Annotated in this window: 28 protein-coding genes; 15 read left to right on the forward strand and 13 right to left on the reverse strand. The window is 73.2% G+C overall.

The annotated features are described in order from the left end of the window. Positions 1–9: 9 nt before the first annotated feature. The gene (locus tag AB0D01_RS14500; protein WP_363055487.1) at positions 10–660 is read left to right on the forward strand and encodes a DUF4291 domain-containing protein; all 651 of its coding nucleotides are present in this window, start codon (positions 10–12) and stop codon (positions 658–660) included. On the opposite strand, the gene AB0D01_RS14505 is transcribed toward AB0D01_RS14500, so the two are convergent. Beyond that, a complete protein-coding gene (locus AB0D01_RS14505; RefSeq protein ID WP_363055488.1) occupies positions 645–1121 on the reverse strand; it encodes an N-acetyltransferase in 477 nt (158 codons plus the stop codon). The genes AB0D01_RS14500 and AB0D01_RS14505 overlap by 16 nt on opposite strands. 201 nt (positions 1122–1322) lie before the next feature. Between AB0D01_RS14505 and AB0D01_RS14510 the strand changes: the two genes are divergently transcribed. Then, the gene (locus tag AB0D01_RS14510; RefSeq protein WP_363055489.1) at positions 1323–2966 is read left to right on the forward strand and encodes a DNA repair helicase XPB; all 1644 of its coding nucleotides are present in this window, start codon (positions 1323–1325) and stop codon (positions 2964–2966) included. Here AB0D01_RS14510 and AB0D01_RS14515 read toward each other — a convergent pair. Both AB0D01_RS14515 and AB0D01_RS14520 read right to left on the reverse strand, forming a co-directional pair. Continuing rightward, positions 2924–3802: a glycosyltransferase family 87 protein gene (locus AB0D01_RS14515; protein WP_363055490.1), complete on the reverse strand. Its 879-nt coding sequence runs from the start codon at positions 3800–3802 to the stop codon at positions 2924–2926. The two genes, AB0D01_RS14510 and AB0D01_RS14515, sit on opposite strands and share 43 nt — an antisense overlap. A 67-nt stretch (positions 3803–3869) precedes the next feature. Continuing rightward, positions 3870–4055 (reverse strand): hypothetical protein, encoded by a 186-nt coding sequence (locus AB0D01_RS14520; RefSeq protein ID WP_363055491.1) that lies wholly within the window; start codon positions 4053–4055, stop codon positions 3870–3872. Positions 4056–4366: 311 nt separating this feature from the next. Here AB0D01_RS14520 and AB0D01_RS14525 point away from each other — a divergent pair, with 311 nt between their 5' ends. Beyond that, positions 4367–6469, forward strand: a complete 2103-nt coding sequence (locus tag AB0D01_RS14525; RefSeq protein ID WP_363055492.1) for a UvrD-helicase domain-containing protein — start codon at positions 4367–4369, stop codon at positions 6467–6469. Between the two features lie 46 nt (positions 6470–6515). Here the strand turns inward: AB0D01_RS14525 and AB0D01_RS14530 are convergent, their stop codons facing one another. Beyond that, positions 6516–7214 (reverse strand): copper homeostasis protein CutC, encoded by a 699-nt coding sequence (locus AB0D01_RS14530; protein WP_363055493.1) that lies wholly within the window; start codon positions 7212–7214, stop codon positions 6516–6518. Positions 7215–7345: 131 nt separating this feature from the next. On the opposite strand from AB0D01_RS14530, the gene AB0D01_RS14535 reads away from it, so the two are divergent. The 3 genes from AB0D01_RS14535 (at position 7346) to AB0D01_RS14545 (ending at position 10708) form a co-directional block, all read left to right on the forward strand. Further along, a complete protein-coding gene (locus AB0D01_RS14535) occupies positions 7346–8020 on the forward strand; it encodes a hypothetical protein (protein ID WP_363055494.1) in 675 nt (224 codons plus the stop codon). A 73-nt stretch (positions 8021–8093) separates the two neighbouring features. After that, the gene (locus AB0D01_RS14540; RefSeq protein ID WP_363055606.1) at positions 8094–9311 is read left to right on the forward strand and encodes a Cmx/CmrA family chloramphenicol efflux MFS transporter; all 1218 of its coding nucleotides are present in this window, start codon (positions 8094–8096) and stop codon (positions 9309–9311) included. Between the two features lie 134 nt (positions 9312–9445). Then, a complete protein-coding gene (locus AB0D01_RS14545) occupies positions 9446–10708 on the forward strand; it encodes a serine hydrolase domain-containing protein (protein WP_363055495.1) in 1263 nt (420 codons plus the stop codon). On the opposite strand, the gene AB0D01_RS14550 is transcribed toward AB0D01_RS14545, so the two are convergent. Continuing rightward, the gene (locus tag AB0D01_RS14550) at positions 10705–10974 is read right to left on the reverse strand and encodes a DUF4031 domain-containing protein (RefSeq protein WP_363055496.1); all 270 of its coding nucleotides are present in this window, start codon (positions 10972–10974) and stop codon (positions 10705–10707) included. The two genes, AB0D01_RS14545 and AB0D01_RS14550, sit on opposite strands and share 4 nt — an antisense overlap. A 7-nt stretch (positions 10975–10981) precedes the next feature. Then, positions 10982–11359 (reverse strand): hypothetical protein, encoded by a 378-nt coding sequence (locus tag AB0D01_RS14555; protein ID WP_363055497.1) that lies wholly within the window; start codon positions 11357–11359, stop codon positions 10982–10984. A 285-nt stretch (positions 11360–11644) separates the two neighbouring features. Between AB0D01_RS14555 and AB0D01_RS14560 the strand changes: the two genes are divergently transcribed. Genes AB0D01_RS14560 through AB0D01_RS14570 form a run of 3 tightly spaced genes read left to right on the forward strand, consistent with a single transcriptional unit; the run spans position 11645 to position 15044 of the window. Next, positions 11645–12541, forward strand: coding sequence for a MurR/RpiR family transcriptional regulator (locus tag AB0D01_RS14560; RefSeq protein ID WP_363055607.1), 897 nt, complete (start codon positions 11645–11647; stop codon positions 12539–12541). After that, entirely contained in the window at positions 12538–13461 is a 924-nt protein-coding gene (gene murQ, locus AB0D01_RS14565; protein WP_363055498.1) for an N-acetylmuramic acid 6-phosphate etherase, read from the forward strand. The genes AB0D01_RS14560 and murQ overlap by 4 nt, the downstream gene beginning before the upstream one ends. A gap of 47 nt (positions 13462–13508) precedes the next feature. Further along, positions 13509–15044, forward strand: coding sequence for a PTS transporter subunit EIIC (locus AB0D01_RS14570; RefSeq protein WP_363055499.1), 1536 nt, complete (start codon positions 13509–13511; stop codon positions 15042–15044). Between the two features lie 45 nt (positions 15045–15089). Here the strand turns inward: AB0D01_RS14570 and AB0D01_RS14575 are convergent, their stop codons facing one another. Both AB0D01_RS14575 and AB0D01_RS14580 read right to left on the reverse strand, forming a co-directional pair. Further along, a complete protein-coding gene (locus tag AB0D01_RS14575) occupies positions 15090–15791 on the reverse strand; it encodes a hypothetical protein (protein ID WP_363055500.1) in 702 nt (233 codons plus the stop codon). Continuing rightward, positions 15782–16000: a hypothetical protein gene (locus AB0D01_RS14580; protein WP_363055501.1), complete on the reverse strand. Its 219-nt coding sequence runs from the start codon at positions 15998–16000 to the stop codon at positions 15782–15784. Before AB0D01_RS14580 ends, AB0D01_RS14575 begins: the two co-directional genes overlap by 10 nt. Positions 16001–16114: 114 nt before the next feature. Here AB0D01_RS14580 and AB0D01_RS14585 point away from each other — a divergent pair, with 114 nt between their 5' ends. Both AB0D01_RS14585 and AB0D01_RS14590 read left to right on the forward strand, forming a co-directional pair. Next, positions 16115–16951 carry a helix-turn-helix transcriptional regulator gene (locus tag AB0D01_RS14585; RefSeq protein ID WP_363055502.1) on the forward strand — a complete coding sequence of 279 codons (837 nt, stop codon included), beginning with the start codon at positions 16115–16117 and terminating at the stop codon, positions 16949–16951. Then, positions 16935–17189, forward strand: coding sequence for a DUF397 domain-containing protein (locus tag AB0D01_RS14590; protein WP_363055503.1), 255 nt, complete (start codon positions 16935–16937; stop codon positions 17187–17189). The genes AB0D01_RS14585 and AB0D01_RS14590 overlap by 17 nt, the downstream gene beginning before the upstream one ends. 4 nt (positions 17190–17193) lie before the next feature. Here AB0D01_RS14590 and AB0D01_RS14595 read toward each other — a convergent pair whose 3' ends face one another. Continuing rightward, on the reverse strand, positions 17194–18381 hold the full coding sequence (locus AB0D01_RS14595; RefSeq protein WP_363055504.1) for a S8 family peptidase: 1188 nt from the start codon (positions 18379–18381) through the stop codon (positions 17194–17196). Between the two features lie 380 nt (positions 18382–18761). Here AB0D01_RS14595 and AB0D01_RS14600 point away from each other — a divergent pair, with 380 nt between their 5' ends. Continuing rightward, positions 18762–19115, forward strand: a complete 354-nt coding sequence (locus tag AB0D01_RS14600) for a protease inhibitor I9 family protein (protein WP_363055505.1) — start codon at positions 18762–18764, stop codon at positions 19113–19115. A gap of 89 nt (positions 19116–19204) precedes the next feature. After that, complete coding sequence (locus AB0D01_RS14605; protein WP_363055608.1) at positions 19205–19459, forward strand: hypothetical protein; 255 nt, start codon at positions 19205–19207, stop codon at positions 19457–19459. 46 nt (positions 19460–19505) lie between these two features. Here AB0D01_RS14605 and AB0D01_RS14610 read toward each other — a convergent pair whose 3' ends face one another. Together AB0D01_RS14610 and AB0D01_RS14615 are read right to left on the reverse strand one after the other, a co-directional pair. Further along, on the reverse strand, positions 19506–20246 hold the full coding sequence (locus AB0D01_RS14610) for an SDR family oxidoreductase (protein WP_363055506.1): 741 nt from the start codon (positions 20244–20246) through the stop codon (positions 19506–19508). A gap of 128 nt (positions 20247–20374) precedes the next feature. After that, entirely contained in the window at positions 20375–20995 is a 621-nt protein-coding gene (locus tag AB0D01_RS14615; RefSeq protein WP_363055507.1) for a phosphoribosylanthranilate isomerase, read from the reverse strand. 136 nt (positions 20996–21131) lie between these two features. On the opposite strand from AB0D01_RS14615, the gene AB0D01_RS14620 reads away from it, so the two are divergent. Continuing rightward, positions 21132–21707, forward strand: a complete 576-nt coding sequence (locus AB0D01_RS14620) for a Uma2 family endonuclease (protein WP_363055609.1) — start codon at positions 21132–21134, stop codon at positions 21705–21707. A 60-nt stretch (positions 21708–21767) separates the two neighbouring features. Next, complete coding sequence (locus tag AB0D01_RS14625; RefSeq protein WP_363055508.1) at positions 21768–22193, forward strand: GNAT family N-acetyltransferase; 426 nt, start codon at positions 21768–21770, stop codon at positions 22191–22193. A gap of 94 nt (positions 22194–22287) precedes the next feature. On the opposite strand, the gene groL is transcribed toward AB0D01_RS14625, so the two are convergent. Both groL and AB0D01_RS14635 read right to left on the reverse strand, forming a co-directional pair. Next, entirely contained in the window at positions 22288–23910 is a 1623-nt protein-coding gene (groL, locus tag AB0D01_RS14630; protein ID WP_363055509.1) for a chaperonin GroEL, read from the reverse strand. Between the two features lie 314 nt (positions 23911–24224). Then, a complete protein-coding gene (locus AB0D01_RS14635) occupies positions 24225–24431 on the reverse strand; it encodes a cold-shock protein (protein ID WP_008743607.1) in 207 nt (68 codons plus the stop codon). Positions 24432–24579 lie beyond the last annotated feature (148 nt).

A 24579-nucleotide genomic window follows, 5' to 3' on the forward strand; every position in this document is an offset into this window, starting at 1 on the left:
CCTGACGACATGTCCGATCAGTACACCGCGACCGCCGCCGCGCCCACGCCCACGCACGACCGCCCCGACCCGGCCGCCGAGCCCGTCCGCCGGATCCGGGCCGCGCACACGGCCGACACCGTGACCGTGTACCAGGCGTACTCCCCCGCCCTCGGTCTCCCGGCGGCCCGCGACGGACGCTTCCCGCCCGCCTGGAAGCGCGAGCGGATGACGTGGATCAAGCCGTCGTTCCTGTGGATGATGTACCGCTGCGGCTGGGCGGCCAAGGCCGGCCAGGAGACCGTCCTGGCCGTCGAGATCACCCGCGCCGGCTTCGACTCGGCCCTCGCCGGGGCCTGTCTGTCCCACTACGCCCGCCGCGTGCACGCCGACCGCGCCGCCTGGAAGGAGTCCGTGCGCGAGACCACGGTCCGCGTCCAGTGGGACCCGGAGCGCGACCTGCACCTGAGGCCGCTCCCGTACCGCTCGCTCCAGCTCGGCCTGTCGGGTCCCAGTGCGCGGGCCTACGCCGACAACTGGACGGTCTCCATCCGCGACGTCACCCCGCTGGCCCGGGAGATCAACGCCCTGGTCCGCGCCGGCGACACCGACGCGGCCCGGGCGCTGCTCCCGGTGGAGACCCCGTACCCGTCGGGGCCGCTGCCTCACCTGGACGCGTAGTCCACCAGCGCCGGGTCGAAGGGCCACGCCCCGGCGAGCCAGTCGACGACGGCCCCGTACAGCTCGGCGTCGAGGTGGGCCCGGTCGGCGCGCACCCAGGAGCTGACCCGCACCCGCCCGGGGGTCTCCTTGCTCGGGTAGACGTACAGGCAGCCGATGACCTCGGTCCCCGCGCCGCGCCCCTCCAGCACGCTGTACGTGAACCCGCGCCGGGCGGCGAAGTCCTCGGCGTGCCGCTCCAGGTCGGCGAGGTTGGCCTCGGCGCTCATCCCCTCCGGCGGCGGCCACCCCCCGTCGACGAAGCCGGGCGTGGCCCGGATGTGCGCGATGCTCCCGCTCCAGGCGGCCAGGTCCGCCTCGTTGTGCCGCGCGCCCAGCGGCTCCAGCCGGAAGGCTGCGGTCTCCGGCGGCGCGGGCGCCTCGAAGTCGGCGGGGACGAAGGACTGCTCGGGTTCGCTCATGCCCGGACCGTACGCGGGGCGCACCGCCCCCCTCCAACACCTTTTCCCCGGCCCGCCCCGGCCCCGCAGCGACGGCCGCCCCGGCCCCGCCCCGACGGCCGCCCCGGGCGGACCCGCCCCCGTCACCCCCCGATAGGGCAGACTGGAGGTTTGGCCGCCCGCGTCCGGGCGGTCACATCACGCCGGAAAGGGAACTGCTGCGTGAACGGGCCCCTCATCGTCCAGAGCGACAAAACCCTCCTCCTCGAAGTCGACCACGAGCTCGCCGGGGCCGCCCGCCGCGCCATCGCGCCCTTCGCCGAGCTGGAGCGCGCCCCCGAGCACATCCACACCTACCGGATCACCCCGCTCGGCCTGTGGAACGCCCGCGCCGCCGGGCACGACGCCGAGCAGGTCGTCGACGCGCTCGTCGAGTTCTCCCGGTACCCCGTCCCGCACGCGCTGCTCGTCGACGTCGCCGAGACCATGGCCCGCTACGGCCGCCTCACCCTCTCCAAGCACCCCGTCCACGGACTCGTGCTGACCAGCACCGACCGGCCGGTGCTGGAGGAGATCCTGCGCTCCAAGCGGATCACCCCCCTCGTCGGCGCCCGCCTCGACGCCGACACCGTGGCCGTCCACCCCTCCGAGCGCGGGCAGATCAAGCAGACCCTGCTCAAGCTGGGCTGGCCCGCCGAGGACCTCGCCGGGTACGTCGACGGCGAGGCGCACCCGATCGAGCTGGAGGAGAACGGCTGGGCGCTGCGCCCCTACCAGGCGCAGGCGGTCGAGGGCTTCTGGCACGGCGGCTCCGGCGTGGTCGTCCTGCCGTGCGGCGCGGGCAAGACGCTGGTCGGCGCGGGGGCCATGGCGAAGGCCAAGGCGACCACGCTGATCCTGGTCACCAACACGGTCTCCGCCCGTCAGTGGAAGCACGAGCTGGTCAAGCGGACCTCGCTGACGGAGGAGGAGATCGGCGAGTACTCCGGCACCCGCAAGGAGATCCGGCCCGTCACCATCGCCACCTACCAGGTGCTGACGACCCGGCGGAAGGGCGTCTACCCGCACCTGGAGCTGTTCGACTCCCGCGACTGGGGTCTGATCCTCTACGACGAGGTCCACCTGCTGCCGGCGCCCGTGTTCAAGTTCACCGCCGACCTCCAGGCACGCCGCCGGCTCGGTCTGACGGCCACCCTCGTGCGGGAGGACGGCCGCGAGTCCGACGTGTTCTCCCTGATCGGGCCGAAGCGCTTCGACGCGCCGTGGAAGGAGATCGAGGCGCAGGGCTACATCGCGCCCGCCGACTGCGTCGAGGTCCGGGTCAACCTGACCGAGTCGGAGCGGCTCGCGTACGCGACCGCCGAGACGGAGGAGAAGTACCGCTTCTGTGCCACGACCGCGACGAAGCGGAAGGTCACGGAGGCGCTGGTGCGCAAGCACCGGGGCGAGCAGACCCTCGTCATCGGCCAGTACATCGACCAGCTCGACGAGTTGGGCGAGCACCTGGACGCGCCCGTCATCAAGGGCGAGACCTCCAACGCGCAGCGCGAGAAGCTCTTCGACGCCTTCCGCGAGGGCGAGATCAACGTGCTGGTCGTCTCGAAGGTCGCGAACTTCTCCATCGACCTGCCCGAGGCCACCGTCGCCATCCAGGTGTCGGGCACCTTCGGCTCCCGACAGGAGGAGGCGCAGCGCCTCGGTCGCGTCCTGCGTCCGAAGGCCGACGGGCACGAGGCCCGCTTCTACTCGGTCGTCGCGCGCGACACCATCGACCAGGACTTCGCCGCGCACCGTCAGCGCTTCCTGGCCGAACAGGGCTACGCCTACCGGATCATGGACGCCGACGAGCTGCTGGCGGGCGACTGACGGTCCGCCGCCCGGGCCTCGACCGGCCCGGCCTCCCGCTCCCCGAGGGCCGACCTCGGGGACGGGACCGGCACCGTACGCGCACGCCCGCCCGGGCGCCCGCTCCGGCGCCGCTGCGACAGGGCCGCCAAGGCCGTCACGAGCGGCGGTACGGCCCAGACCCACAGGTGACACGGGTCCAGCAGGAGGGCTGCGCCGGTCTCGGGCAGGTGGCGGGACCAGAAGTCGGCGGAGGCCTGCGGCAGCACGAGCAGGCCCAGCAGGGCGGTGCCGGTGAAGCCGGCCAGGGCGGTCAGACCGGCCCTGATCCGGCCGGTCAGGAGCAGGTACGCGATGAACACCGTCGGCGTCAGGGTGATGCCGGCGGCGGTGCCGAGGGCGAAGCCCTCGCCCAGCGCTCCGCGCGCCCGGCCCAGGTCCCAGACGGCGAGGCAGGCGAACGCCAGGTTGATCTGGGCGGGCAGCGGGTCCTGGAACAGCGGCTCCAGCCACAGCCCGGCGGTGGTCGCGGCGAGGACGGGCACCGGGCGGGCCCGCAGGCCCCCGAACCGGCAGGACAGCACGATCAGCAGGGCGAGCAGGCCGGCGTTGCCGAGGAGGAGCACGACCTTCAGTATTCCGGCGGGCAGCCAGGCGGCCGGGGTGAACAGGATCGCGGCGAACGGCGGATAGATGGCCGGGGGCCACCACCCGTGGGCGGACAGGGCCTGGACCGGCGCGTGCGCCGAGGGGACCCGCAGGGCGAGGCACAGCACGCCCGACAGCAGCAGCGCCCCCGTGACCGGCACTCCGAGCAGGGACGACGGCGAGCGGAGCGGATCGGTGCTGCGGGTCACGCGCGTGACCCTAGTGGACGGGTGCGCGGGTGCCGGCGGTATCAGGCCACGGTCGCGGCGCGGCCCGTCACCTGCGTATGACGCCGGCGTCCTCGGCGTACTCGCCCAGCACGACGACGCTCACGGCGGTCGCCGCGAAGACCTTCGCGGCGCGCAGGACGTCGCCGAAACGGTGTCGGGAACGGGAATCGGAGGTGGCGGTGGCGCCGCTCGGGCGGCCGCCCCGCATCGGGGTGAAGGTTGCGGTGCTCATGAATCCATGGTGCGTTCTCCCGCCTTCCGGCACATCGCCCTCGGGACGGAACCGGCGGGCCCCCGGGGTCCTCCTCACGGCCCATGCCGACCCCTAGGGCCCTGCCTCAGGTCTGACACTCCCCGGTATGACACCCGTACGGGGGTCCCGGTACCGACGGACCGGCGACGACGGAAACCGTTCGCGCCGCCCCCGGCCGCCGGCTACAATCTCCGCTCTTGCCGCCTCCCGCCGCACCACCGGGGAGAGCCGCCCACCGGACGGAAACCGGCGGGCTCCCGTTTCGCACACGTCAAGCTGGAGGCAGTTCCGTGCCCGCGCACGCCCCCGACACCCAGTCCCCGGACGCCCCCGCCGAACCCACCGACCTCGCCGACCCCGCCGATCCGCTCGGTCGTGAACGGGCCCACCTGAGCGCCTCGCGCTCCGCCCTGCGCGCCATGCGCGAGGACGTCGAGGCCCTCGACATCCGCGACGTCACCGCGAACTGGGTCAACGCCGTCGTCCTCCAGGCGCAGATCGACGACCGCATCAAGGCGCTGGCCGACCTCTCCCACACCCCGCTCTTCTTCGGCCGCCTCGACTACCTGCACGCGCCGGGCGCCGACCTGGCCGAGGGCGCGGAGGGCGAGCAGTTCTACATCGGTCGCCGCCACGTCCACGACGCCGACGGCGACCCGATGGTCATCGACTGGCGCGCGCCGGTCTCCCAGCCGTTCTACCGCGCCTCCAAGGCCGACCCGCAGGACATCGGGCTGCGCCGCCGCTTCGGCTACACCGGCGGCGAGCTGACCGCGTACGAGGACGAGCACCTGTCGGACCCCGCCGAGTCGGCCGCCGTCAGCGCGCTCCTCCAGCGCGAGATCGAGCGGCCCCGCGTCGGCCCCATGCGCGACATCGTCGCGACGATCCAGCCCGAGCAGGACCAAATTGTCCGCTCCGGCCTGTCCGGCTCGGTCTGCGTCCAGGGCGGCCCCGGCACCGGGAAGACGGCCGTCGGCCTGCACCGCGTCGCCTACCTCCTGTACGCGCACCGCGAGCGCCTGGCCCGCACCGGAACCCTGGTCATCGGGCCGAACCGTTCCTTCCTCCACTACATCGAGCAGGTCCTGCCGGCCCTGGGCGAGCTGGAGGTCAAGCAGGCCACCGTCGACGACCTCGTCGCCCGCGACGGCCTGGAGGTGCGCGCCGTCGACGCCGCCGCGACCGCCGTGGTCAAGGGCGACGCCCGGATGGCGGAGGTGCTGCGCCGTGCCGTGCGCTCGCACGTCACCGAGCCGACCGAGCCGCTGATGGTGGTGCGCGGCTCGCGCCGCTGGCGGGTGCCCGCGTACGAGATCGCGGAGATCGTCGAGGAGCTCCGGCGCCGCGACATCCGCTACGGCGCGGCCCGCGACGCCCTCCCGCAGCGCATCGCGCACACCGTCCTCGTACGGATGGAGCAGGCGGGCGAGGCGCCCGACGACCGGGTGCAGGACGCGGTGGCCCGCAACGCGGCCGTGAAGGCGGCCGTCAAGGCGATCTGGCCGCAGGTGGAGCCGGCGAAGCTGGTGCTGCGCCTGCTGTCGGACGCGGAGTTCCTCGCGGCGCACGCGGAGGGCGTCCTGACGCCGGACGAGCAGGCCCTGCTGCTGTGGCCGAAGCCGTTCCGGAGCGTGCGGTCCGCGAAGTGGTCGGCGGCCGACCTGGTCCTCATCGACGAGGCCCGTGACCTGGTGGAACGCACCCACTCCCTGGGCCACGTCGTGCTCGACGAGGCGCAGGACCTGTCCCCGATGCAGTACCGGGCGGTGGGTCGGCGCTGCACGACGGGCTCCGCGACGGTCCTGGGCGACCTCGCGCAGGGCACGACCCCTTGGGCCACCCGGGGCTGGGACGAGGCCCTGCGGCACCTGGGCAAGCCGGAGGCGGTCGTGGAGGAGCTCACGGCGGGCTTCCGCGTGCCGCGCGAGGTCATCGCGTACGCGTCCCGGCTGCTGCCGGCGATCTCCCCGGGGCTGGCCCCGGTCTCCTCGGTCCGCGAGACCCCGGGGTCCCTGGTGGTCACCCGGACCGACGACCTCACCGCGGCGGTGGTCGAGGCCTGCCGGGCCTCGCTGGCGCACGAGGGGTCGATCGGCCTGATCGCGGCGGACGCGCGGATCCCGGAGCTGGGCCGGGCCCTGGTGGAGGCGGGTCTGCCGTACCTGGCGCCCGGTGAGGAGACCACGGTGGAGTCGCGTCTGACGCTGGTGCCGGCGTCGCTGGCGAAGGGCCTGGAGTACGACTACGTGGTCCTGGACGAGCCGGCCGCGGTGGTCGCGGGCGAGCCCGACGAGCGCACGGGTCTGCGGCGCCTGTACGTCTGCCTCACCCGGGCGGTGTCGGGCCTCACGGCCCTCCACTCGTCCCCCCTCCCGCCCGCCCTGACCTGACGCCCCACCCCCGCGACGGCGCCCGGCGCGGGCGGGAGGGGCGCCGCTACGCGACCGGGGTCAGGAGAGCCTCGCGCCACTGGGCCACGGCGGAGGCCGCGACCGGGGCGCTCCAGCCGTGGGGGCGGGCCGCGCCGCCGATGTGGAAGGCGTCGATGCCCGCCGCCCGCAGCCGCGGCAGGTGGGCCAGGGTCAGGCCGCCGCCGACCAGGATGCGCGGCCCGTAGCCGGGCTCGGCGCCGCGGGCGGCCTCCGCGAGCAGGACCGGCAGGCCGTCGTCGACCCCGGCCGCGGACCCGGCGGTCAGGTACGTGTCGAGGCCGGGCAGGTCGGCGAGGGCCTTGCGCAGCCCGTCGCGGTCGGAGGCCCGGTCGATCGCCCGGTGGAAGGTCCAGCGGCACCCGTCGAGCGCGGCGACCACCGCTTCGACGGCCGCGAGGTCCGGGGTGCCGTCCGGGTTCAGGAAGCCGAGGACGAACTCCTCGGCGCCCTCCGCGCGCAGTTCCCGCGCCACCGTCACCAGATCGGTGACGTCACCCGCCGCGAACCCGTCCGTCCTGCGGAGCATCACGCGCAGCGGGATGTCGACGGCCGCCCGGATCGCCGCGAAGGTCTCGCGCGACGGCGTGAGTCCGTCGGCGGCCATGTCGGTGACCAGCTCAAGGCGGTCGGCCCCACCGGCCTGGGCCGCGACCGCGTCCTCCACGTCGAGGGCGATCACCTCCAGGAGCGCACGGTTGCTCATCAGTTGCCGTCCTTCGTTCCGGTTGTCCACGGGCACGGGTCCAGTGGAAAAATAGGTCTAGTCCAATATCCAGAGTACGGGCCTCCGCCCGCGCTCCACCAGCACAATCACGCCACCCCCACAATGTGCGCATGAATACGGAGCCGACCCCGAGCGACACCACCGCCCTGCGCGCCCGCTGGCACGCCACCGCCACGGCCGCCGGCGCCGACCCCGCCGCCGACCCCGCCCCCTACGCGGACCGCCTCCTCGCCGCCTGGGCGGAGCCCCAGCGCCGTTACCACACCACCGCCCACCTGGCCGCCGTCCTGACCCACCTCGACGCCCTCGCCCCGCACGCCGCCGACCCGGCCGCCGTCGAGCTCGCGGCCTGGTTCCACGACGCCGTCTACCGCCCCGACCGCTCCGAGAACGAGGAACGCAGCGCCGCCCTCGCCGAGCGCGCCCTGCCCGAGCTGGGCATCGACCCCGCCCGCACCGCCGAGGTGGCCCGCCTGGTCCGGCTCACCGTCACCCACGACCCCGCCCCCGGCGACACCAACGGCGAGGCGCTGTGCGACGCCGACCTCGCCGTCCTCGCCGGCGCCCCGGACGCCTACGCCGCCTACGCCGCCGCCGTGCGGGCCGAGTACGGCTTCGTCCCCGACGAGGCCTTCCGCACCGGCCGCGCCGCCGTCCTGCGGCAGCTCCTGGCCCTGCCGCGCCTCTTCCGCACCCCCCACGGCGCCGCCCACTGGGAGGCCCCGGCCCGCGCCAACCTCGCCGCCGAACTCGCCGCGCAGGCCTCCCCGGATTCACAGGACTGACACACCCGGGGGAATTCGATCGCGTTCGCACCGGTTGGTGACAGTCATGCCCGCAGATGCCCCCCGCTCCCGCATGCCCGTCGCCGTCTACGTCCTCGGCCTGTCCGTCTTCGCACTCGGCACCAGCGAGTTCATGCTCTCCGGGCTGCTGCCACCGATCGCCGAGGACATGGGCGTCAGCATCCCGCGGGCGGGCCTGCTCATATCCGCCTTCGCGATCGGCATGGTGATCGGCGCGCCGCTGCTGGCCGTGGCGACCCTGCGCCTGCCCCGCCGCACCACCCTGATCGCCCTGATCAGCCTCTTCGGCCTCGGGCAGGTCGCGGGCGCGCTGGCCCCCTCGTACGAGCTCCTCTTCGCCTCCCGCGTGGTCGCGGCCCTCGCCTGCGCCGGCTTCTGGGCCGTCGGCGCGGCCGTCGCCATCGCCATGGTCGACCAGGACCAGCGCGCCCGCGCCATGGCCGTCATGATCGGCGGCCTGTCCATCGCCAACGTCCTCGGCGTCCCGGCCGGCGCCTTCCTCGGCGAGCACCTGGGCTGGCGCTCCGCGTTCTGGTCGGTCGGCGCGGCCTCCGCCGTCGCCCTCGTCGGCATCCTCGCGCTGATCCCCCGCATCCCGCTCCCCGCCGAACGACCGACCCTCCGCCGCGAGCTGCGCATCTACGGCGACCGCCAGGTATGGCTCGCGATCGGCATCACCGCCCTGGCCGCCGGCGGCGTCTTCTGCGCCTTCAGCTACCTGTCGCCGCTGCTCACGGACGTGGCCGGGCTGGACTCGAAGTGGGTCCCGTGGATCCTCGGACTCTTCGGGATCGGCGCCCTCGTCGGCACGACCATCGGCGGCCGGGTCGCCGACGCCCACCTGTTCGGCGTGATGATCTGGGGCATCACCGCCTCCACCGTCTTCCTGACCGTGCTCGCCCTGCTGGCCCCGCTCGCGGTCGCGGCGATCGCGCTGTCGTTCCTGCTGGGCGTCTCGGCCTTCTTCACCGCCCCCGCCCTCAACGCCCGCATGTTCAACGTGGCCGGCGCCGCCCCCACCCTGGCCGGCGCGACCACGACCGCCGCGTTCAACCTCGGCAACACCGGCGGCCCCTGGCTCGGCGGCACCGTCATCGACGCCGGCCTCGGCTTCTCCGCGACCGCCTGGGCCGGCGCCGCCATGACCGTCACCGCGATCGCCCTCGCCGTGATCGCCCTGCGCCTGGACCGGCGTACGCCGCCCCGCGCGACCCGCGTGGTCGCCTCCGGCGCCGCCGCGACCCCCGCCGAGGCGACCGCCCGCACCTGACCCCGGCCCCCCGGCCCGTGCCCCGACCCGGGCCACGGCCCCGGTCGCCGCCCCCGGCGGGCCTTCCTACGATGGGAAGGTCCGCTCGGGGATCCGGACAGCGCTCGGGGACCATGCGTCAGAGGTGATCCCCCATGGGCCGGTACCGGACGCCCACCCTCCTCGCGGCCGCCACCCTGCTGCTCAGCGCCCTGTGCGCGGGACAGGCCCCGGCCGCCGCCCCGCCGGGCCGCGTCGACATCGACCCGGCGGTCGCCGAGCGGCTCGACGACGCCATCGAGGCCGCCATGCGCAGGGCCGCCATCCCCGGCGTCGGCGTCGGCCTGTGGGTCGACGGGGACGACTCCTACGTGCGCTCCTTCGGGACCGCCGACAAGGCCACCGGCGTCCCGATCAAGACCGACACGCACACCCGCATCGGCAGCGTCACCAAGACCTTCGCCGTCACCGCCGTGCTGCGCCTCGTCGACGAGGGGAAGGTACGGCTCGACGCGCCGATCTCCACCTACCTCGACGGGGTGCCCGGCGGCGAGCGGATCACCGTGCGCCAACTCGCCGAGATGCGCAGCGGCCTCTACAACTACACCGAGGACCCGCGCTGGCTGGCCGCCTACAAGGCCGACCCGCAGCGCTCCTGGACCCCCCGGGAACTGTTGGCCATCGCCTTCCGGCACCCGGCCGACTTCCCGCCGGGCGCGCGCTGGGAGTACTCCAACACCAACACCGTGCTCCTCGGCCTGCTCGTCGAGAAGGTCGGCGGGCAGCCCCTGCACACCTACCTGGAGCAGCACGTCCTGCGGCCGGCCGGGCTCGACTCCACCTCGCTGCCGACCGGCGCGGAGATCCCCGACCCGCACGTGCACGGCTACACCAACTTCACCCCGGACGGCGCGACCGTCGACGCCTCCGCCTGGAACCCCTCCTGGGCCTGGGCGGCCGGCGCGATGATCTCCACCATGGACGACCTGCGGGACTGGGTCCCGATCCTGGTCGGCGGGCGGCTGCCCGACGGAGGCCGGCTGCTGGAGCCGGGCACCCAGGCCCAGCGGCTGCGCGCACTGCCCACCGGCTACCCGGACGTGGGCTACGGGCTCGGCATCGCCGACATCGACGGCTGGATCGGCCACAACGGCGAGCTGCCCGGCTACGAGACCGTCGCCGTCCGGCTCCCGCAGGAGCGTGCCACGCTGGTGATCGTGGTGAACTCCGACGTCGACGGGCAGTTCGGCAACCTCAGCTCCCTCATCGCCAACGCGGTCACCCGGATCGTGACCCCGGAGCACGTCTGGGCGCTCCCGGCGGCGGCCCAACCGAACGCCGTCCCGGAACCCCCCGCCCCGACGACCCCGAAACCGACCCCGGCCCCGGCCCCACCGGCGAGCCCGCCCGCGGCCTAGGCGACCGGCCGGCCCTTCGGGCGGCGCAGCCCGGCCGCCGTCAGACGGCGGACCAGTTCCTTGCTGCCCACCTCCACCGCCCCCGCCGCCACCGCGTCCGCGTACCGGTGCGCGGGCACGTCGTAGTGGTCCCGTTCGAAGGCGCGCGCGGGGCAGCCGATGGACCCCGCGAAGGCGTGCAGTTCCTCGTACGAGACGTCGCTGACCAGGTGCGACCACATGCGGCCGTGCCCCGGCCAGGTCGGCGGGTCGATGTACACCGTCACCGGCGGCTCACCGACCGGGGTGCAGGACGGGACCGAGGGCGCCCACGGACGCCACCCGCACGCCCGCCTCCGAGCACACCCAGTGCGGATCCGGGCCCAGTTCCGGCTCCACGTCCAGCGCGTGGGGGTCGCCGTGGCCGCACACCGGGCACAGCGGCCAGCGGCCGTACTTCTCCAACAGGGCGTCCTGGACGTCCTGGGCGACGAGTCCGGCGAGGTAGTCGACCCCCTCGGGCCACTGCTCCACCCACCAGCGGCGGTGCGTGACCGAGTCCTCGACGAGGGAGACGACATCGGCGTCGGCGACCTCACCCGCGGCGAGATCGGCGAGAACGAGCGCACGGGCGACGTGCAGCGCCTGTTCCAGGGGGGTCGTGTGGTCCATGCGCTCATTGTGGACCCGGACTCTCCGGTAGCGAAGCGCCGCCCGTCGGGCCGGCGGGGCCGTCCAGGGCCACAAGTCCCCTTCCCCGGTTGCCTATGGCTCCTTGACCCGCCCCCGGCCCGAAAATAGATTTCAGACGTGAGCGAGAACGCGAAGGAAACTTTCCATCCGGCGGACGGATCGCCCCCGGGGCCGACACCCGAACCGGCCCCCGAACCGACACCCGAACCGACACCGGCCCCCGGCACCGGCACCGGCACCGAGGCACCCCCCGCCCCCGCCGCCCTGCGGGCCCGCGTCCGCGCCCTCGGCCCCACCATGACCCGCACCGTGCGGGCCGTCGCCGAGGCCGTCGCCTCCGACCCGGCCGGCTGCGCCCGCCTCACCGTCACCGGACTCGCCGAACGCACCGGCACCAGCGAGGCCACCGTCGTGCGCACCGCGCGCCTCCTCGGCTACCCCGGCTACCGCGACCTGCGCCTGGCCCTCGCCGCACTCGCCGCCCAGCAGGAATCCGGCGCCGCCCCCGCCGTCACGGTCGACATAGCCGTCGACGACCCCCTGGCCGAGGTCGTCGCCAAGCTCGCCCGCGAAGAGGCCCAGACCCTCGCCGACACCGCCGCCGGCCTGGACCTGACCCAGCTGGAAGCCGCCGTCGACGCCCTCGCGACCGCCCGCCGCATCGACATCTACGGCGTCGGCGCCTCCGGCCTCGTCGCCCGCGACCTCGCCCAGAAGCTCCTGCGCATCGGCCTGATCGCCCACGCCCACGACGACCCCCACCTCGCCGTCACCAACGCCGTCCTGCTGCGCCCCGGAGACGTGGCCGTCGCCGTCACCCACTCCGGCGGCACCGGCGACGTCATCGAACCGCTGCGGCACGCCTTCGAACACGGCGCGACCACCCTCGCCCTCACCGCCCGCCCCGGCGCCCCCGTCACCCGCTACGCCGACCTGGTCCTGGCCACCTCCGCCGCCCGCGAGAGCCAACTGCGCCCGGCCGCCATGTCGAGCCGCACCAGCCAACTCCTGGTCGTCGACTGCCTCTTCGTCGGCGTCGCGCAGCGCACCTACGAGACCGCCGCCCCCGCCCTCGCCGCCTCCTACGAGGCCCTCGCCCCCCGCCACCGCACCACCGTCGGCCCCACCCGCACCACCGCCCGTCAGGAGCACCGCCCGTGACCGCCTACGCAGCCCTCCGCGCCCAGCTCGACACCCTCACCACCGAGGCCTTCCGCCCCGAACTCGCGGACGTCGACCGGCTCCCCACGCTGGAGATCGCCCGCCTCATGAACGCCGAGGACGCCACCGTCCCGGCCGCCGTCGCCGGGCAGCTGGAGACCATCGCCGCCGCCGTCGACGGCATCGCCGCCCGCATGGCCCGGGGCGGCCGCCTCGTCTACGCGGGCGCCGGCACCGCCGGCCGGCTCGGCGTCCTGGACGCCAGCGAGTGCCCGCCCACCTTCAACACCGACCCCGCACAGGTCGTCGGCCTGATCGCGGGCGGCCCCTCCGCCATGGTCAAGGCCGTGGAAGGCGCCGAGGACTCCCGCGAACTGGCCGCGGCCGACCTCACCGCCCTCGCGATCGGCCCCGACGACACCGTCGTCGGCGTCTCCGCCTCCGGCCGCACCCCGTACGCGATCGGCGCCGTCGAGTTCGCCCGCGGCCGCGGCGCCCTCACCGTCGGCCTGTCCTGCAACGCCGGATCCGCCCTCGCCGCCGCCGCCGAACACGGCATCGAGGTCGTCGTCGGCCCCGAACTGCTCACCGGCTCCACCCGCCTGAAGGCCGGCACCGCCCAGAAGCTCGTCCTGAACCTCATCTCGACGGTCACGATGATCCGCCTCGGCAAGACCTACGGGAACCTCATGGTCGACGTACGCGCCTCCAACGAGAAGCTGCGCGCCCGCTCCCGCCGCATCGTCTCCCTCGCCACCGGCGCCGACGACACCGAGATCGAGGCCGCGCTCACCGCCACCGACGGCGAGGTCAAGAACGCCATCCTCGTCATCCTCGGCGGCGTCGACGGCCCCACCGCCGCCGCGCTGCTCACCGCCTCCGGCGGCCACCTGCGCGACGCCCTCGCCAAGGCCCTCTGACCCACCCGCACCACCCCCGCCCCGCACCACCGACGCAAGGCGACCCCATGTCCACTGACAAGAACCGCGCCACAGCCGCCGCGATCCTTCCTCTGGTCGGCGGCCCGGACAACATCACCTCCATCGCGCACTGCATGACCCGCCTGCGGATCGGCCTGCGCGACCGCTCCCTCGTCCGGGACGAGGCCCTGAGGGCCCTCCCGGCGGTCCTGGGCGTGGTGGAGGACGACACCTACCAGATCGTCCTCGGCCCGGGCACCGTCGCCCGCGTCACCCCCGAGTTCGAAGCCCTCGTCGCACAGGCCCGCGAAGCCGCGCCCACGCCCACGCCCGCTCCGGCGCCCACGCCCGTCACCGCCGGCGCGGACGGGAAAACCCCCCAGGCCGTCACCGCCGAGGAACTCGCCGCGCAGGGACAGGCCCTCAAGGACGCCCGCAAGGCCAGGAACGCGACCCCGTTCAAACTGTTCCTGCGCCGCGTCGCGAACATCTTCGTCCCCCTGATCCCCGCCCTCATCGGCTGCGGCATCATCGCCGGCCTGGGCGGCATGCTCACCAACCTCGGCTGGCTGCCCACCCTCGTCCCGGCCCTCGCCGCCATCGCCTCCGGCTTCATGTCGCTCATCGCGGTGTTCGTCGGCTTCAACACGGCCAAGGAGTTCGGCGGGACGCCCGTCCTCGGCGGCGCAGTCGCCGCCATCATCGTCTTCCCCGGCGTCGCGAAGATCGAGGTGTTCGGCGAACACCTCTCCCCCGGCCAGGGCGGCGTCCTCGGCGCACTCGCGGCGGCCCTGCTCGCCGTCCAGGTCGAGAAGTGGTGCCGCAAGTGGGTACCCGAAGCCCTCGACGTCCTCGTCACCCCCACCCTGACCGTGCTGGTCTCCGGACTCGTCACCCTCTTCGGCCTGATGTTCCTCGCCGGCGAGGTCTCCGCCGCCATCGGCGACTTCGCCAACTGGCTGCTGGCCACCGGCGGCGCCTTCGCCGGCCTCGTCCTCGGCGGACTGTTCCTGCCGCTGGTGATGCTGGGCCTGCACCAGGCCCTCATCCCCATCCACACCACCCTCATCGAACAGTCCGGCTACACCGTCCTGCTCCCGATCCTCGCCATGGCCGGCGCGGGCCAGGTCGGCGCCGCCATCGCCGTCTACTACCGCCTCCCGCGCAACGGCTCGCTCCGCACCACCATCAAGTCCGCGCTCCCCGCCGGCTTCCTCGGCGTCGGCGAACCGCTGATCTACGGGGTCTCCCTGCCCCTGGGCCGCCCCTTCGTCACCGCCTGCGTCGGCGGCGCCGCGGGCGGGGCCTTCGTCGGCCTGTTCAACCAGCTCGGCGTCGGCTTCGGATCCAGCGCCATCGGCCCCTCCGGCTGGGCCCTCTTCCCGCTCCTGGACGGCACCTCGGGCACGGGCACGACCCTCGCCATCTACGCGGGCGGCCTCGGCGTCGGCTACCTCGTCGGCTTCGCCGCCACCTACTTCTTCGGCTTCACCCCCCGGATGCTCGCCGACCTCAACACCGACCCCCTCCCCCCGGCCACCCCCGGCACCACCGAACCCACGAAGGAACCCGCCCTGGCCTGACCGGGGTGCGAGGGGCTCCCCCCGGGAGGAGCCCCTCGCACCCGCTCACGCCCCGCCGCCCGCCCCCGTGGCCGCCCGCAGGAAACGGACCAGGTCCTCGGCGCTGTACCCCAGCTTCGGGCCCCGCTCGGCCGCCATCAGCAGCAGCTGCCCCACGATCTCCGCGCCCCAGCCGTCCGGACCGTCCTCGGACCACTCCCACAGCTTCTCGATGCCCAGGTCCGTCATCAGCAGCCCGTGCCCGGCCCGGATCTCCCCGCAGGTCTGCGCCACCGCGTCCAGCAGCCGCCCACCGGGCCGCTCGCAGCGCAGCCCGAGGTACCCGCCGACCTCCTCCACCGCACAGCCCGTCGGCGGCCTCGCCTTGATCCCGTCGTAGCGGACGTGCTCGAAGCCCGGGTACTCCCCCGCCGGACAGTGCACCAGCGTGAAGCGGTGCCAGCCCGGCGGCGGGGGCGGCTGCGGACGCCACGCCTTCAACCCGAACGCCTCGTGCACCAGCGCCGTCGCCTCGTCCGCCGACTCCGCGCTCCGGCTCTCCCGCCGCTCGCCGTCGTCCCCGACGGCCGTCCACACCGCCGCGCCGTCACCACCGCCGGCGCCGCCCTCGTCGCGCCGCACCCGCACCGACAGCCCGCTCCCGCACCGCCGCCACCGGCCCCCCGCCAGCGCCGCCTCCAGCCCGCGCAGCTTCCAGCCCAGCTCGAAGGCGAACTCCGCCGAGTCGATCCCCTCGGTCACGGGCACGCCCGCTCGTGCAGGACGGCGGCCAACCGCAACGCCGTGTCGAGGTTGCAGCGCCCGAGGTCGACCAGCGGCAGCCCGTAGGTCCCCGCGGCGGACACCCCGTCCACCCCGAGCGAGGGGAACACCACGCCGACCCCGTCGAGGGCCTCCTTCAGCTGCCCCACCGCCTCCTCGGCCGCACGGATCCGCTCTTTCGGAGTGAGCACCATGCCATGTCACCTTCCACTCTGAGTATTCAGCTTCTGCACACAGAGTGGCGACGAGGTGGCTAGCCTTTCAAGTGGGCCACCGCAGCAACCGCACATGTTGTACCGGGAGTTGTCATGCCAGGAAAGAACCTCGACCCCTCGTCCTCCCCCCGCGCCCTGCTCGGCGCCGAACTCCGCGTCGCCCGCGAACGGGCCGGCCTCAGCCAGGCCGCGCTCGGCGAACTGCTGTTCGTGAGCGGCTCGTACGTCGGCCAGATGGAAGCGGGCACCCGCAGGATCACCCTCGAACTCGCGGGTTCGATAGACGAGGTCCTCGGCACCACCGGCTTCTTCACCCGCAACTGCGGCAAGCAGGGCAAGTCCAAGTACCCGGACCACTTCGTGGAGGCCGCCGAGGCCGAAGCGGAGGCCTTGTCCATCCGGGAGTACGCACCCCTGGTCATCCCGGGGCTGCTCCAGACGGAGGCCTACGCGCGGGAGATCTTCCACGCGTACCAGCCGACCGCGCCGGAACCCGTCATCGACGAACTGACCGAAGCGCGGCTCGACCGCGCCAAGCTCCTCGCCGACCCATCAACGCCCCTGCTGTGGTGCGTGCTCGACGAGGCGGTGCTCCAACGGGTCGTGGGCGGCCGAGCCGTCATGGCCGAGGCGCTGCACCACATCGCGAGCCTGATCCGGGCACGGCGGATCATCGTCCAGGTGATCCCGTTCGGAGCGGGTGCCCATGCTGCCTTGATGGGCCCCCTCAAACTGATGGCCTTCGAGGACGCGCCGCCCCTCGCCTACACGCAAGGCAACGGAACCGGAGTGCTGTTGGACGATCCGGCCACGGTAGCCCGACATGCCCTGACCTACGATCTCCTCACGGCCAGTGCGCTGCCACCTGCCGACTCACTGGCCCTGATCGAGTCCGCGGCGGAGGATTACGCACATGACCAGCACGTCTGACTACAACCTGTCGACCGCCACCTGGCACAAGTCCAGCTACAGCGGTGGCGACGGCGGAGACTGCCTGGAGATGGCCACCTGGCTGAAGTCCACCCACAGCGGCGGTGACGGCGGCAACTGCGTCGAAGTCTGTGACGCGCACCCCGGCGTCGTCCCCGTCCGGGACTCCAAGGTCCCGGACGGCCCGCACGTGGTGTTCCGCGCGCGGGCCTGGGACGACTTCGTCAGGTCCCTCTGACGGGTCAGAGGCCGCCGGTGAACAGGAGGCGGTTCGGGCTGCCCGAGCTCAGGAAGGACAGCCGGTCCTTCGTCGACTCGGTCAGCAGCGCGTTGAAGATCTCCTCCGGGTCCGCCTTCGGGTGCTTCTGCTTGAAGAGGACGGCGGCGCCCGTCACGTGCGGGGCGGCCATCGAGGTGCCGTTGAAGGACACCGAGCCGCCGCCGAGGCGGGCCGAGAGGATGTCCTGACCGGGGGCGTAGAGGTCGACGACGTTGCCGTAGTTCGAGAAGTTGGTCTCGTCGTCGTAGCGGTCGCTCGCGCCCACGGTCAGCACGCGGTCGGCCGAGGCCGGCGAGTAGTTCGCGGCGTTCTTCGCGTCGTTGCCCGCCGAGATGACCGGCAGCACACCGGCGCGCGACAGGTTGTTCGCCGCGTCGTTCACCGTCTGCGAGAAGCCGCCGCCCAGCGAGCCGTTCAGCACGGCGGGCTGCCGCGCGTTGCGCGCCACCCAGTCCAGGCCGGCGATGATGCCCGAGAACGAGCCCCGGTTGTCACAGCCGAGGACGCGGACGCTGACCAGGTTGACCTTCGTGGCCACGCCGTACGTCTTGCCGCCGACCGTGCCCGCGACGTGCGTGCCGTGGCCGTTGCAGTCCGCGCCACGGCGGCCGTCGCCCATCGCGTCGAAGCCGAACGTGGCCCGGCCCCGGTACTCGTCGTGCTCGTAGTCGATGCCGCTGTCCAGGATGTACGCCGTCACCCCGGCGCCGCTGCCCTCGACGGTGAAGGCGCCGTCGAGGGGCAGGTCGCGCTGGTCGATGCGGTCCAGACCCCAGGAGTTGGACGGGGCGCGGCCGGCCGCCGGGGCCTTCGGGACGGGCGGGGCGGACGCCGTCGCGTCCTGCTCGACGGACTTCACGCCCGAGGTAGTGCGGAGCTTGTCCAGCTGGTGCGAGTTCAGGGCCACGGCGAAGCCGTTGATCGCCGCGCTGTAGACGAACGTCGGCTTCACGCCCAGTCTCTGCGCCAGCTTCGAGGGGTCGACGCCCTTGTGCAGGGTGACGATGTACTGGCCCGGCAGGCCGCCCGTCTCGGCGGTGTGCAGCGGGACGGGCGTGGGCTCCGGAGTGTCGGCGACGGCCGCACCACCGGCCAGGGCCGGACCGGCCGTGAGGAGGGTGGCGATGGCCAGACGGACGAACATGCGCATGACGGCAACTCCCTGAAGCGGAAGGCGGAGAACGGTGGGGGGTGGGGCCGACCGGGCCGGGACGAGAGCCCCGCGGGACGGCCTCCCGGTGCATCGGTCACCCGGGGCCACGAACTTGAAACGGCTCCGGCCACCTGGCCGAAGGGGGTGCACGGGGCCGGGCGGGGGCCGTCGGGCCATCAGCAGAATCGATCATGCACGTGGCGGGGCGCGCCACCGGGCCGGCCGCCCCGCTCCGCCCGCCGTCCGCGCAGGTTCACCCGTACGGGCCGTGACCCGGCGGCCGGGCGAGGGAGCGCGCGCGGGTTCACCACCGCCCGCCCCCGCCGCGCCGCACGGGGTCGTTGACCGGCCCGGACGTGCGTGATGGCCTCGCCGTCATGCGCACCCGACCGAGCTGGGCCCTGCCGACGGCCGTCGCCGCCGCCGCACTGGCCGCCGTGGCCGTCCTGCCCGCCGCACAGGCGGCCGACGCCGCTACCACCGACACCGCCGTGCCCGCCGCGGTGGCGCCGGCGGACTGGCCGACGTACCTCGTCACCGTCCACGAAGCCCTCGACCCGGCGTCCGTCGCCGAGGCCTACGGGATCACCCCGGTGCACGTCTTCCGCACCGCCCTCAACGGCTTCGCCGCCCGGCTCTCCCCCGAGCAGGTCTCCGCGCTGCGCGCCGCGCCGATCGTGGAGTCCGTGGAGGAGGACGGTCCGGCGAGCGCCCTCGGCCCCGCCGTCTGAGGTCCGGCCGGTCCCACGCCCGCCCGTCCTTCCCCTACGAGCCCGCCGCCGCGCTCGGTTCGCCGAACTGCTCCTACGCCTGGACCTGCCTGTACGAGCACGGCAACTTCGACGGCCGCCGGCTCACCTGGTCGGACTGCGACTTCGAGCACCTGGGCAACTGGGGCTTCACCGACAAGACCTCGTCCTGGCACAACAACCAGACCCGTGGGACCGTCACCCGTGTCTACAACTGGGTCGGGTACCGGCAGCAGCTGTGGGCCTCCACGGCCCCTCGTCGAGCTCCTACGTCGGTGACGCGAACAACGACAAGGCCGACGCCATCCAGGTCTGCTGACCGGTGACGCCGGTGGGCCGCCCCGCGCGGCGGCCCACCGGCGGTGACGGCGGTCAGAGCCCGGCGCCGCCGGTGGCGTCGACGACGCGGCCGGTGACCCAGCGGCCGGCGTCCGAGGCGAGGAAGCCGACGATGTCGGCGATGTCCTCGGGCCTGCCGACGCGGCCCAGCGCGGCGAGGGACGCGGCGTGCTCCTGGGCCTGCGGGTTGTCGCGGAGCCAGCCCGCGTTGACGTCGGTGTCGACGATGCCGGGGGCGACGGAGTTGACGGTGATCCCGCGCGGGCCGAGGACCTTGGCGAGGTTCAGCGTCAGGTTGTCGAGGGCTCCCTTGGTGGGCCCGTAGGCGATGCTCTCGGGCATCGCGATACGGGCGGCCCCGCTGGAGACGTTGATGATCCGGCCGCCGTCGCGCAGCCGCTCCAGCCCCTCCTGCACCAGGAAGAAGGGGGCGCGGACGTTGACGGCGAAGACCTGGTCGAAGTCGTCCTCGGTGACCTGCCCGAGGGGGAGCGAGCGGCCGATGCCGGCGTTGTTGACGAGGATGTCGGCCGGTCCGAGCCCGAGCGCGTCGTACGCCTCCCACAGTGCGGCGGCGTCCCCGTGCCGGCCCAGCTCCGCCCGCAGCGCGTGGGCGCGACCACCGCGGGCGGTGATCGTCTCGACGGTGTCGCGGGCCGCCGCCTCGTTTTCGGCGTACGTCAGCACGACGGTCACCCCGTCGGCCGCGAGCCGCTCGGCGACGGCCCGGCCGATGCCCCTGCTGCCGCCCGTGACCAGTGCGTTCCTGCTCATGACGAATCCCCCTGTAATTCAGTAACGATCACTACAGAAATAACCTAACACATAGATCCACGACACCCTCGACGATCTGTCGACCCGCTCCCGAAGCGCCCGACGCGCCCGGAGCTACGCCCCGCCCGTCACGCCCCGCCGGCCGACCGGGCCGCCGCCACGAAGGCCCGGATCAGCGCGGGGTCCTTCACCCCGCGCTCCCGCTCGACCCCGCTGGAGACGTCCACGCCCCACGCCCCGGTCACGGCGACGGCCTCGGCGACGTTGCCCGGGGTCAGCCCGCCGGCCAGCAGCCAACGCCCCTCGGGCGCGGTGAAGTCCGCCGAGCCCCAGTTCCACGGCTTGCCGGAGCCGGGGTCGGGCGCGTCGAGGAGCAACAGGTCCTCCCCGTACTCCCCGCACCGCTCCGCGCGCTCGGAGGTGGCCCGCAGCAGGGTCCGGCCGTCGGCGCGCAGCGCGGCGAAGTCCTCGGGCCCCTCCTCCCCGTGCAGCTGCACGCCCCGCACCCCGCTCTCCTCGGTCAGCCGCCGCACCTCCTCGACGGACTGGCCCCGGAACACCCCGACGGTCAGCACCCCCGACGGCACCCGCCGCGCCAGTTCCCGCGCCGCGACGACGTCGATGGTCCGGGGGCTCCCGGGCGCGAACACGAACCCGATGGCGTCCGCCCCGGCCTCCACCGCGACGTCGACGTCGTGCCCGGTCCGCAGCCCGCAGATCTTGACGTACAGCCCGCTCATCTCACTCATGCCCCGAGTCAACCAAACCCTCCTCTCCCCCGCCGATACGTCCCATCAGCCGAGCGCGGCCACCTCGCCACCACTAGCCTGGGACGGGGCACACATTCCGACGCGGAACGCCACACGGAGGACGACGGTGACGACCATGACCGAGCGGGCCACCCCCATAGGGGCTGCGTCGGCACCAGAGCCGTTCGAGAGCCTCCTGCGCACCGTCGCGGAGATGAACACACCAGCCGGCTTCAAGGCCGAGCTCATCCGGGGGAAGATCGTCGTGTCACCGTTCTCCAAGCTGCGCTGCCTCCGTCGCATGCGCGCCCTGCGAGAACAGCTCCAGGCCCACGCGCCCGAGGGGCACATCGCGGAGACGGCACCCTTCCTCTTCAGGTTCTCCGCTGCCGAGCGCGCCTACGGGCCGGACCTCTTCGTGGCGGACGAGGCCGCGTTCGAGGAAGACGGTCGGCACGCGGACGGGGCGGCGCTCTCCCTCGTGGCGGAGTTCGCCTCGGTCTCCACCAAGGACGCCGACTGGAACGAGAAGCTGGACGTGTACGGCTCGCTCGTCCCCGTGTACCTCGTCGTCGACATGCAGGACTCGGAGATCACCTGCTTCTCGGACCCCTCCTCGCACGGGTACCGGACCCGCCGGACGGTGTCCTTCGGTGAGACCCTGGCCGTCCCCGCGCCGTTCGACTTCACACTCGACCTCTCGGTCTTCTGACCCCGCCGGCCCGGCGAAAACCCTTCGGTCCGGGGCCCGGACGCACCGCACAATGGCCGGATGGACGACAACGGGGTGCAGGTCACCACAGGCGGCGGGGACGCGGAGCTCGACACGCGGCTCGGCAAGGAGCTGGACGCCTTCAACCAGGCGGCGACCGCCGGGCACGAGCAGGCGGAGTTCACCGTGCGGATCACCGACGCGGACGGCGACCTCGTCGCCGGGCTGTCGGGGTGGAGCTGGGGGGACCGGGCCGGGATCGGGATGACCTGGGTCCGTGAGGACAGCCGGGGCGGCGGCTGGGGCACGCGACTGCTGGAGGCCGCGGAGGCCGAGGCCCGCCGGCGCGGCTGCGTGACGATCCTGGTGTCGTCCTTCACCTTCCAGGCGCCTGCCTTCTACGCCCGCCACGGCTACGAGGAGCAGGCCCGCGTGCCCGGGTTCCCCGCCGGCCACGAGGACGTGTACCTCCTCAAGCGGCTCTGACGCCGGGCGACACCGGGCCCGGACAACGCCCGAGGGCGGCACCCCGTGCGGGGTGCCGCCCTCGTTCGAGAACAGCCGATCAGCCGGGGGCCGATCAGAAGTCCATGTCACCGCCCGGCATGCCGCCCGGAGCGCCGGCAGCGGCCTTCTCCGGCTTGTCGGCGATGACGGCCTCGGTGGTCAGGAACAGCGCGGCGATGGACGCGGCGTTCTGCAGGGCGGAACGCGTGACCTTCGCCGGGTCGATGATGCCCTCGGCGATCATGTCGACGTACTCGCCGGACGCGGCGTTCAGGCCGTGACCGATCGGAAGGTTGCGCACCTTCTCCACGACGACGCCACCCTCGAGACCACCGTTGACGGCGATCTGCTTCAGCGGGGCCTCCAGGGCGAGCTTCACGGCGTTGGCGCCGGTCGCCTCGTCACCCGACAGCTCCAGCTTCTCGAAGACCGAGGAGGCCTGGAGCAGGGCCACGCCACCGCCGGCGACGATGCCCTCTTCGACGGCCGCCTTCGCGTTGCGAACGGCGTCCTCGATGCGGTGCTTGCGCTCCTTGAGCTCGACCTCGGTCGCGGCACCGGCCTTGATGACGGCCACGCCGCCGGCCAGCTTCGCGAGGCGCTCCTGGAGCTTCTCGCGGTCGTAGTCCGAGTCGGAGTTCTCGATCTCGGCGCGGATCTGGTTGACGCGACCCTGGACCTGGTCGCTGTCACCGGCACCGTCGACGATGGTGGTCTCGTCCTTGGTGATGACGACCTTGCGGGCGCGGCCGAGCAGGTCGAGACCGGCGTTCTCCAGCTTGAGGCCGACCTCCTCGGAGATGACCGTGCCGCCCGTGAGGATGGCGATGTCGCCGAGCATGGCCTTGCGACGGTCACCGAAGCCCGGGGCCTTGACGGCGACGGACTTGAAGGTGCCGCGGATCTTGTTGACGACCAGGGTCGACAGGGCCTCGCCCTCGACGTCCTCGGCGATGATCAGCAGCGGCTTGCCGGACTGCATGACCTTCTCCAGGAGCGGCAGCAGGTCCTTGACCGAGCCGATCTTGGAGTTGACGATCAGGATGTACGGGTCGTCCAGGGACGCCTCCATACGCTCCATGTCGGTGGCGAAGTACGCCGAGATGTAGCCCTTGTCGAAGCGCATGCCCTCGGTGAGCTCAAGCTCCAGACCGAAGGTCTGCGACTCCTCGACGGTGATGACGCCTTCCTTGCCGACCTTGTCCATGGCCTCGGCGATGAGCTCGCCGATCTGGGTGTCAGCGGCGGAGATCGAGGCGGTGGAGGCGATCTGCTCCTTGGTCTCGACGTCCTTGGCCTGGGACAGCAGGGCGGCGGAGACGGCCTCGACGGCCTTCTCGATACCACGCTTGAGGGCCATCGGGTTGGCGCCGGCGGCCACGTTGCGCAGGCCCTCGCGGACCAGCGCCTGGGCCAGCACGGTGGCGGTGGTCGTACCGTCGCCCGCGACGTCGTCCGTCTTCTTGGCGACTTCCTTGACCAGCTCGGCGCCGATCTTCTCGTACGGGTCCTCGAGCTCGATCTCCTTGGCGATGGAGACACCATCGTTGGTGATCGTGGGGGCGCCCCACTTCTTCTCAAGGACGACGTTGCGACCCTTGGGGCCAAGGGTGACCTTGACGGCGTCCGCGAGCTGGTTCATGCCACGCTCGAGACCGCGCCGGGCCTCCTCGTTGAACGAAATGATCTTGGCCATCTGAAGTGGTCCTCCCGGACAGGGGTGGATTGCTCCGGACCGCGCCCGCGCCCGCGACGGACGGCCTGCGACTCCGGCGGTTCCTTCCCGCCGGACCCTGCGGGCCTCACCGACCCGGTCCTCTTAGTAGCACTCTCACCCGGAGAGTGCTAACGCCAATGATTAGCACTCGACCCCCACGAGTGCAAGCGGCTTCGGGCAACACCACCGGCCGCGCGCCGGGACACGCCCGGGAACGCGCCGAGGGGCCCGCATCCCGTGTCCGGGATGTGGGCCCCTCGTACGTACGTATCGGTGGTCGAACGCGCTGGGACTCAGCCGGCCGCGAGCTTGACCATGTCCGCCTGCGGACCCTTCTGGCCCTGCGAGATCTCGAACTCGACCCGCTGGCCCTCTTCGAGGGTGCGATACCCGTCCATCTGGATGGCGCTGTAGTGGACGAACACATCCGCGCCACCGTCGACCGCGATGAAGCCGTAGCCCTTCTCCGCGTTGAACCACTTGACGGTGCCCTGAGCCATGCCTAACTCCCCTATTACTGGCCCTTGCGCAGGACCGCACTTCGCGGACCCGGGTCAGAACTTGCGCCGGAACGCCTCGACCGGGGCTGAATGTATCCGCACCGCTGCTGTCTGCAACAGGTCAATCCGACGAGAAATCTGGACACAC

Origin of the sequence: Streptomyces sp. NPDC048606 (assembly GCF_040650855.1) — a bacterium.
In the GTDB taxonomy this organism is placed as follows: domain Bacteria; phylum Actinomycetota; class Actinomycetes; order Streptomycetales; family Streptomycetaceae; genus Streptomyces.

Coding starts and splice junctions, on each gene's coding strand:
- groL (WP_363055509.1), bottom strand. CDS start 23,910: ATGGCCAAGATCATTTCGTTCAACGAGGAGGCCCGGCGCGGTCTCGAG.
- AB0D01_RS14590 (WP_363055503.1), top strand. CDS start 16,935: ATGACCAGCACGTCTGACTACAACCTGTCGACCGCCACCTGGCACAAG.
- AB0D01_RS14545 (WP_363055495.1), top strand. CDS start 9,446: ATGGGCCGGTACCGGACGCCCACCCTCCTCGCGGCCGCCACCCTGCTG.
- AB0D01_RS14535 (WP_363055494.1), top strand. CDS start 7,346: ATGAATACGGAGCCGACCCCGAGCGACACCACCGCCCTGCGCGCCCGC.
- AB0D01_RS14625 (WP_363055508.1), top strand. CDS start 21,768: ATGGACGACAACGGGGTGCAGGTCACCACAGGCGGCGGGGACGCGGAG.
- AB0D01_RS14570 (WP_363055499.1), top strand. CDS start 13,509: ATGTCCACTGACAAGAACCGCGCCACAGCCGCCGCGATCCTTCCTCTG.
- AB0D01_RS14520 (WP_363055491.1), bottom strand. CDS start 4,055: ATGAGCACCGCAACCTTCACCCCGATGCGGGGCGGCCGCCCGAGCGGC.
- AB0D01_RS14540 (WP_363055606.1), top strand. CDS start 8,094: ATGCCCGTCGCCGTCTACGTCCTCGGCCTGTCCGTCTTCGCACTCGGC.
- AB0D01_RS14635 (WP_008743607.1), bottom strand. CDS start 24,431: ATGGCTCAGGGCACCGTCAAGTGGTTCAACGCGGAGAAGGGCTACGGC.
- AB0D01_RS14615 (WP_363055507.1), bottom strand. CDS start 20,995: ATGAGTGAGATGAGCGGGCTGTACGTCAAGATCTGCGGGCTGCGGACC.
- AB0D01_RS14530 (WP_363055493.1), bottom strand. CDS start 7,214: ATGAGCAACCGTGCGCTCCTGGAGGTGATCGCCCTCGACGTGGAGGAC.
- AB0D01_RS14595 (WP_363055504.1), bottom strand. CDS start 18,381: ATGCGCATGTTCGTCCGTCTGGCCATCGCCACCCTCCTCACGGCCGGT.
- AB0D01_RS14580 (WP_363055501.1), bottom strand. CDS start 16,000: ATGGTGCTCACTCCGAAAGAGCGGATCCGTGCGGCCGAGGAGGCGGTG.
- AB0D01_RS14600 (WP_363055505.1), top strand. CDS start 18,762: ATGCGCACCCGACCGAGCTGGGCCCTGCCGACGGCCGTCGCCGCCGCC.
- AB0D01_RS14500 (WP_363055487.1), top strand. CDS start 10: ATGTCCGATCAGTACACCGCGACCGCCGCCGCGCCCACGCCCACGCAC.
- AB0D01_RS14610 (WP_363055506.1), bottom strand. CDS start 20,246: ATGAGCAGGAACGCACTGGTCACGGGCGGCAGCAGGGGCATCGGCCGG.
- AB0D01_RS14555 (WP_363055497.1), bottom strand. CDS start 11,359: ATGGACCACACGACCCCCCTGGAACAGGCGCTGCACGTCGCCCGTGCG.
- AB0D01_RS14505 (WP_363055488.1), bottom strand. CDS start 1,121: ATGAGCGAACCCGAGCAGTCCTTCGTCCCCGCCGACTTCGAGGCGCCC.
- AB0D01_RS14585 (WP_363055502.1), top strand. CDS start 16,115: ATGCCAGGAAAGAACCTCGACCCCTCGTCCTCCCCCCGCGCCCTGCTC.
- AB0D01_RS14620 (WP_363055609.1), top strand. CDS start 21,132: ATGACCGAGCGGGCCACCCCCATAGGGGCTGCGTCGGCACCAGAGCCG.